Genomic DNA, 5,338 nt, shown 5'->3' with positions numbered 1-5,338 from the left:
TGCCGGCACCGCGGTGCCGGAGCAGGAGATCCCGGAGCTCCTCGCCGGGCTGGTCGACCGGTCGTTGCTGCAGCTCGCACCCGATGCCGGGCGCTACCGCATGCTGGAAACCCTGCGGGAATACGGCATGGAGCGCCTCGCCGAGCGAGGCGAGCTGGATTCCGTACGCGGTCGCGCCGCCCGCTATCTCGCCCGCCTGATCGCCGAGCACGACCCGAAGCTGCGCGGCCCCGGGCAGCTCAGCGCGATGAACGTGATCCGCGCCGAGTACGACAACGCCCTGTCCGCCCTGCGCTACCTGTGCGACACCGGCGCCGTCGACCGCGCCGTCGACCTGGCTCTCGACCTGTCCTGGTACTGGCAGATCTTCGGCCGGCACCAGGACGCCACCTACTGGCTGGCCGAGGCGCTCGCGCTGCCCGGCGGCCGGGCGAGCGTGAAACGCGACTGCGCCCAGATCGTGCTGCTGCTCAACCGGATCGGCTCGCAGCCGGGCGTGATCGAGGCCGAGGTCCAGGCCCGGGAGGGCGAGCTGCGGAAGCTCAGCGGCCGGATGCTCGCCCACGAGCACGAGCTGCCCGGCCTGGCCGCCGCGCTGACCGCGATCACGCTGTTCTTCCTGCAGGAGCTCGACGCCGCGCGCGCGGTCATCGCGCGCATCCTCGACGGCTCGGACGTCTGGATGGCCGGGCTGGCCCACATGTTCCGGGCCCAGGTCGCCGAGAACGAGGGCGATCTGGGCCAGGTCCGGGCGGACGTGACGGCCGCGCTGGAGTGTTTCGGCGAGGTCGGCGACCACTGGGGCATGGCCACCGCGCTGCCGATGCGGGCCCTGCTCCGGCAGTACGACGGTGACCTCGACGGCGCGCTGGCCGACCTGAGCCAGGCCCGGTCGGAGGCCCGCCAGTTCGGTTCGCTGAGCCTGGCCGACGAGGTCTTCATCGATCTTCGCTGGATCGACCTGTACCTGCGGCGGGGCGACTTCGCCGAGGCGACCGAGATGATCGGCACGGCCCGGGAGCGGGCGATCCGCAGCAACTCGGCCGAGATGATCATCCTGGTCAATGCGCTCGAGGCCGGCCTGTGGGTGCGGCTCGGCCGGCTGGACCGGGCCGAGGAACTGCTGACCGCGGCCGAGCAGGGGATGAACGGCAACTTCCCGTTCGGCGGCGACCACGGGCAGGCCCTGATCGGCTCGGTGCGGGCCTGGCTGTGCGTGCTCCGGGGCGATCCGGCGGGCGCCGAGGAACCGCTGGCCCGGGCGTACGCGGCTGCCGTGCAGAGCCGCGACATGCCGATCCTGTCGATGGTGGCGGTGGCCGCGGCCGGGCTCGCCGACTCGCTCGGCCGGCCCGCCGACTCGGCTCACCTGCTGGGCCTGGCGTCCCGGTTGCGCGGCACCCACGACTGGACCGACATGCAGGTCGGGGAGCTCGCGCGGCGGGCCCGGAAGGCGCTCGGCGAGGACGGCTTCGCTTCCGCGTACGAGATCGGCTGGGAGCTGGACGGAAAGACGGCCCTGCTCCGGGCCGATCCGGCGCGGCTGCGCCGAGAGGCGCTGCCCGCGTCGGACAGCGCCTCCTCCCCCGGTGTCTAGTCAGGCGCGGCGGGCGTAGCCGCGCAGCGCGAGCGGTACGAACACCACCAGCAGCCCGGCCATGAAGGCCAGCGTCTGCCACAGCGGATGGGCCACCGGGCCGCCGAGCAGCAGGCCGCGGATCGCGCCGACCAGCGGCGTGATCGGGTTGACGTGCACGAACGCCTGCAGCCAGCCCGGCAGCGTGTTGGTCTGCACGAACACGTTGCTGCCGAACGAGAGCGGGAAGACCAGCAGGAACATCGTGCCCTGCACGGCGCCCGGGGTGCGCACCATCATGCCGACCCAGACCGAGATCCAGCAGAAGCACAGGCCGAAGCCGACCGCCAGGGCGACCGCGGCGATTGCCTGGAGGAAGCCGGTCTCGACCCGGAAGCCCATGATCATGCCGAATCCCAGCATCACGACGCACACGGTCAGGTAGCGGACGATGTCCGCCGCGACCGCGCCGACCAGCGGCGCCGACCGGGCCACCGGCAGCGACCGGAACCGGTCGAAGACGCCCTTCTCGATGTCGGCGTTCAGGTTCTGCCCGAGGGCGATGCCGCCCATCGCCAGCGACTGGGCCAACATGCCGGGCAGGAGAAACTGCAGGTAGGCGTGCCGGTCACCGGCACCGATGGCGCCGCCGAACAGGTACGTGAACAGCAGCAGGAAGATCACCGGCTGCAGCGTGACGTCGATCAGCGCCTCGGGCGTCCGTATCGTCTTGATCAAACTGCGGCGCGCGAGCGCCACGCTATGCCTGATCAACGCGGCGAGCGCGCCTCCACGGGGCTTGTCGATGTCGCCGACGATGTTGCGGACCGGGACGTCAAGGGTGGTCATACGAGCTCACTCTCCTTCTTGGCTTCAGCGTTTTCTTCGGTGAGCGCGTGGAAGACCTCGTCCAGGCTCGGCAGGTGCAGACCCAGTTCGGTGAACTCGACGCCGGCCCGGCGCAGCGCCGGAAGGGCCTCGTCGATCGCCGTGTCGGCGGCCACCGGGACCGAGACGGCGCCCGCGCGGGCCCCGGCGGCGGTGTCCAGCGAGGCGTTGGTGCCCGGGGCCGCGACCGCGTCCAGCACCTTCAGCGCGTCCTCGATCTTGGCCGGGTCGCTCGGCCGCACCCGCAGAGTGAGCCCGCCGACGCGCCGCTTGAGGCCGTTCGGCGTGTCGAACGCGATCACCTTGCCGTGGTTGATCACCGCGATCTCGTCGGCGAGGGCGTCCGCCTCGTCCAGGTACTGCGTGGTCAGCAGCACGCTCGCGCCCTGGGCGATCTGGGTGCGGACGACACCCCACATGTCCTCGCGCTTGGCCGGGTCGAGGCCGGTCGTCGGCTCGTCCAGGAAAATCACCTCGGGGTGTCCGACCAGGCTCGCCGCCAGGTCGAGGCGGCGGCGCATGCCACCCGAATACGTCTTGGCCCGCCGGGACGCCGCCTCCGCCAGGTCGAACCACTCCAGCAGCTCGGCCGCCCGCTTCCGGGCGTCCCGGGTCGTCAGGTCGAGCAGCTGACCGATCAGCACCAGGTTCTGCGTGCCGGTCAGATCCTCGTCGACGCTGGCATACTGACCGGTCAGCCCGATCCGCCGCCGCACCCGCTGAGGCTGCTTCAGCACGTCGATGCCGGCCACCTCGGCCGTACCGGCGTCCGGCTTGAGCAGCGTGGCCAGCACGCGTACGGCGGTCGTCTTGCCGGCGCCGTTCGGCCCGAGCACCCCGAGCACCGTGCCGCGGCGCATGGCCAGATCGACCCCGTCCAGAGCCTGCGTCTTACCGAATCGTTTGCGGAGCCCCTCCGCCCGCACCACGAGATCACTCATGTCGCTTACCGTCCCCTCCGTCGCGGGCCGCTGTCCATGCCGGCACCGGCCCTCGGGAAGCAGACTGCCGGGTGCCGCTGATATGCGGCGCACATAGCGCTGACACGGCCCTGACAGCCCAGCGACCCTTGACCGGATCGATGCGCCGCGCCACGCCCGGTCCGCTGCTTCTACCTCGACATCCCGCAATGGGCACCCGGACAGATGTGGCGAAGCTCCATCGCTCGCCCGTCGCGGGTCGGACGGCCCGCCGGCGATCGTGCCGGTGGGGGTGATCGGACACGACGTGAGCGGCTTGCATCTGTCGGTTACTGGCCGATCGTTGCCGCCGGGAGGGCGCCGCGCCGCTCCTAGGCCGGCGGCCTGACGATTACCTCCAGCATGCGGGCTATCTGAGTGGCCAGGAGGCCGGGCTCGGCGTCACGCAGGCCCGGGGTACCGATGATCCGACGCATCAGCCAGGTGCCGGCCAGCAGAGCCAGGCCAAGCTCGGCCCGCTCCTGGGCGTCGGGGCCGTCCAGGGCTGCGGTGAACCGTGCGCCCACATGCTTGGCAATGCCGGCTCGCACGATTTCGGCGGCCCGGGGGTTCGCGGCCGACCGGAGCAGCAGCTCGAACGGCCCCAGATGATCGGCGTCCGGTTCGGTGCGGGCCACCAGGACGCGCGCCGTGTCGGCCGCCAGATTCGCGGACTCGGTCGGAATCATCGCGGGTGGGGCAAACAAGACGTCGACGACCTCAGTGAACAGGCCCTCCTTAGAACCGAAGTAGCGGTTGACGAGCATCGCCGTGACGCCGGCGACCGTTGCTATCTCGCGCACGCCCACGCCGTCGTAGCCGTGCCGGGTGAAGGCCGTGACCGCCGAATCCAGGATGGCCTGCCGGGTGGCGGGCGCTCGCCGCCGAGGGCGCCGACGTCGTCATCCACGGCCGCGGCGCCGAACGTGCGCGGGCGGTCGCCGACTCGATCGTCAGGAGCGGCGGAAAGGCCTCGATCGCGATCGGCGACCTGGGCACCGACGCCGGCGCGTACGAGCACCTGGACTGGGCCGCCGCCACCCCGGACATCTGGGAGCACACATACAACATCAACGTCGTCTCCGGCGTACGCATGATCCAGCGCATCGTCCCCGGCCTGCGTGACCCCGACTACGGCCGGGTCGTCACGATCGGCGGCGGCCCGGGCGTACAGCCCTTCGGCAACCACCCGCATTACAACACCTCCCTCGCGGCCCGCCACAATATGGCCGTCTCGCTCGCCCGAAACTTGGCCGGCACCCGGATCACCTCCAACGTCGTGGCGCCCGGCGCGATCCTCGTCCCCGCCGTGCAGGACTTCCTGGTCAAGCTGTCAGCGGACCGCGGCTGGGGCGAGACCTGGGAGGAGATCGAGTACAACTCGGTCCGCGAGATCGTGCCCAACGACCGGGCCCGTTACGGCCGGCGCGACGAGATCGCCGGCGCCGTCGCGTACCTGTGCGGCCCCTACGCCGAATACATCAGCGGCGCAACGATCCGCGTCGATGGCGGCACCGTCCGCAGCGCCTTCTGAACCTGCACGACAGTCCCGGGACAGCCGATCCAAGATTTCGGACGAGAGCCGCAGCATGTACTAACAGGACGGGCGCAAAGGCGGAGGTGGGTTCGTCGCGAACAGGAGGGTGGTTTCGGCGGCAAACGCACGCGCGATCGCGACCCGCTGAGCTGGCGGGGCCGTCGACCAGCAAGTTGCGCGCCGAACCCGACGGAGTCCAGCACTTGTGACAGGAGCGGTCTCGCTTCGCGCCTGGGAGCTGCCGAGCGTCGACTACAAAAGGTAACGTTCACTGAGACCCGGCGGCATCCGGATCTGGCACCCCTCTCTGTCAAGTGTTGATCGTGAGTGGTGTTTTAGGCTGTGGTCTGGCGGGTCCGGGAAGTGACTTGTCCGAAG

4 protein-coding genes and 1 pseudogene are annotated in these 5,338 nt (G+C 70.8%); 2 read left to right on the top strand and 3 right to left on the bottom strand.

Features of this window, described 5'->3' with window-relative positions; all coding sequences use genetic code 11:
* Positions 1-1,597: pseudogene (locus tag AB0M88_RS52755) on the top strand (AfsR/SARP family transcriptional regulator); the annotation flags it as partial.
* On the opposite strand, the gene AB0M88_RS52750 reads toward AB0M88_RS52755, so the two are convergent.
* The 3 genes from AB0M88_RS52750 to AB0M88_RS52740 all read right to left on the bottom strand — a co-directional run bounded on the left by AB0M88_RS52750 (position 1,598) and on the right by AB0M88_RS52740 (position 4,277).
* Complete coding sequence (locus AB0M88_RS52750; RefSeq protein ID WP_364116071.1) at positions 1,598-2,425, bottom strand: ABC transporter permease; 828 nt, start codon at positions 2,423-2,425, stop codon at positions 1,598-1,600.
* Positions 2,422-3,405: an ATP-binding cassette domain-containing protein gene (locus AB0M88_RS52745; protein ID WP_364116068.1), complete on the bottom strand. Its 984-nt coding sequence runs from the start codon at positions 3,403-3,405 to the stop codon at positions 2,422-2,424. Before AB0M88_RS52745 ends, AB0M88_RS52750 begins: the two co-directional genes overlap by 4 nt.
* Positions 3,406-3,755: 350 nt before the next feature.
* Positions 3,756-4,277, bottom strand: coding sequence for a TetR family transcriptional regulator (locus tag AB0M88_RS52740; protein WP_364116077.1), 522 nt, complete (start codon positions 4,275-4,277; stop codon positions 3,756-3,758).
* 50 nt (positions 4,278-4,327) lie between these two features.
* Between AB0M88_RS52740 and AB0M88_RS52735 the strand changes: the two genes are divergently transcribed.
* Complete coding sequence (locus AB0M88_RS52735; protein ID WP_364116074.1) at positions 4,328-4,957, top strand: SDR family oxidoreductase; 630 nt, start codon at positions 4,328-4,330, stop codon at positions 4,955-4,957.
* Positions 4,958-5,338: the final 381 nt, after the last annotated feature.

The sequence above is a fragment of the Actinoplanes sp. NPDC051411 genome, from assembly GCF_040682075.1.
GTDB lineage: Bacteria > Actinomycetota > Actinomycetes > Mycobacteriales > Micromonosporaceae > Actinoplanes.
Note: the sequence above shows the minus strand (reverse complement) of the source record. Positions and strands in the feature narration are given on the sequence as shown.

What these genes read in the sequence shown, in the direction of transcription:
- AB0M88_RS52750 (WP_364116071.1), bottom strand. Translation starts at nt 2,425, where the DNA reads ATGACCACCCTTGACGTCCCGGTCCGCAACATCGTCGGCGACATCGAC.
- AB0M88_RS52745 (WP_364116068.1), bottom strand. Translation starts at nt 3,405, where the DNA reads ATGAGTGATCTCGTGGTGCGGGCGGAGGGGCTCCGCAAACGATTCGGT.